The organism is Rhizobium sp. P1_E6 (assembly GCF_056405875.1).
Genome location: NZ_JBFUBG010000250.1, coordinates 1 through 1,725, shown reverse-complemented (window position 1 = coordinate 1,725; position 1,725 = coordinate 1). Strand labels below are relative to the sequence as shown.

Annotated in this window: 2 protein-coding genes; one reads left to right on the top strand and one right to left on the bottom strand. The window is 53.9% G+C overall.

The features are described from left to right. Positions 1–143 precede the first annotated feature (143 nt). On the bottom strand, positions 144–662 hold the full coding sequence (locus AC1D35_RS35905; RefSeq protein WP_446983743.1) for a hypothetical protein: 519 nt from the start codon (positions 660–662) through the stop codon (positions 144–146). Positions 663–1,513: 851 nt separating this feature from the next. On the opposite strand from AC1D35_RS35905, the gene AC1D35_RS35900 reads away from it, so the two are divergent. Next, on the top strand, positions 1,514–1,725 hold a 212-nt coding region (locus AC1D35_RS35900), incomplete at its 3' end, for a hypothetical protein (protein ID WP_477942743.1).

Here is a 1,725-nt window from a genome sequence, read left to right as displayed (position 1 = left end):
GAGCGCCACTTTTGCCTTGAAAGCCGGGCTATGGTTCCGGCGCGGTCGTCTCGTCATGGTATCTCCTGTTCCTGGCATCTAAGCCGAAGTCAGGCAGAAATTCCACTATCCCCGCTGTGCAGATTTCCCGAGCCAGCTCTGGATCAATGCTTAAGGCACTTCCGGCCCATTTCCATTGCCTTGTAAGTTCCTTTCAGGTCGACGACGAAGGTTCCCTTGGTCTCTGGAAACACGATCATTTCATATTTCTTCGCGACGGCGCGTTTGAATTCCGGGCTGTTCGTCAGGATGTAGCCGCCCGAATATCCGCCCTTGAGTTCTCCATGGGTGCTGGTGGCGACACCGCTATAGAGATGGCCGGCGATGGAGACGAAGACTTCCGACTTGGTCCCGTTCTGAAGGCCGATATCAGCCTTCGAGAACACGCCGAGATATCCGACGTCCTGATTTGCGGTAACGCCCATCTGCACCGAACCTGAACCGAAGTCGCGCACGATCAGGCAATCTCCGCGGGTTTGATTGGTATAGACGGTCCAGTCCTCAACCTCGCCGTATTTGACGAGCACATCACTGGCGCTGGGAACGGGATTTTGTCCGTAGGCTGCCATCGCAAACGAAAGYGCCACTGACATTGTCGCGATAAGTGTCACGAAGCTTCTCATTGATATCCCCTTTTGGTGTGCAGGCGGAATTGTTCTGTGGCCGCCGCAATGATCTGCGCGACGAACGGGATGACCCGAAATAATCGGCGCCAGTAAAATATCCAAATGCAAGGCGGTCGTGAAATCCTTCGGGCACTGCTCTGACCGATTGGCATAACGCCGATGGCGGATCTGGATGTTTGGAACCTCCATTCCAATCATCGCGGTCCGAACGCAATCGTATATGTAATCGACATATAAGAAAGATAAATATTAGATTATCCTAAAAAGAAAGTATTTCCAACTTTGGGAATTTGCCACCTAGCATAATCGTTCGGTCATGGTTGCGATTTCACCAGGACTTCTGGGTCCGAGTAAACTTGCGCTGCATCGAGGCATCTTTCGGCTTTGCACGGTCGCGACTGCACGCATTCAGTTCAGCAATCCGAAGATGTCTATTGTTGCGCCGATGTTCTCGATCACGTGGGCCATCTTGGCGCCGCGGGTTTCAAGCCGATATCCGGCTACGGGGAGAAAGCATGAAACTTGCTCGAACAAGTCCGCACGCTGTACGCCTCCTTGAGGCGCATTCTCGCCACATCGCCGACGGAGAGGAGCGTGATGAGGCGCTTATAGCCCCGGAAAATTCTATCTCCTGCTAAGCCATAATCGGGGAGCACCTCAGGGAAGCGCATTCGCGGAGATCGGTGACCGCTCTTAGGGCGTGGCAGTTGAAAAATATACCGAGCTTGCTGTCAGGATTTATCGGAAATCGCGTGCTTTAGGAAACAGGCTCGGCATAGTCTCCCGCTCGGGATATGTGCGGGATCTTCACATTGATACGTTGAAGGTGAAGAGCCGAAATTTCCCCTATGGCCGAGCCCTCCGATGCTTCCGCTCGCACAAGTGGCTGGCCGGTCATGAAGCCCTTTTACTTCTTGAGGTTGGCYTCCACCGGCTCGCGCAGCGCGTCCATGATGTTCACGACGTTGGAAGACGGGGTCATGAAGCCCTTTTACTTCTTGAGGTTGGCTTCCACCGGCTCGCGCAGCGCGTCCATGATGTTCACGACGTTGGAAGACGG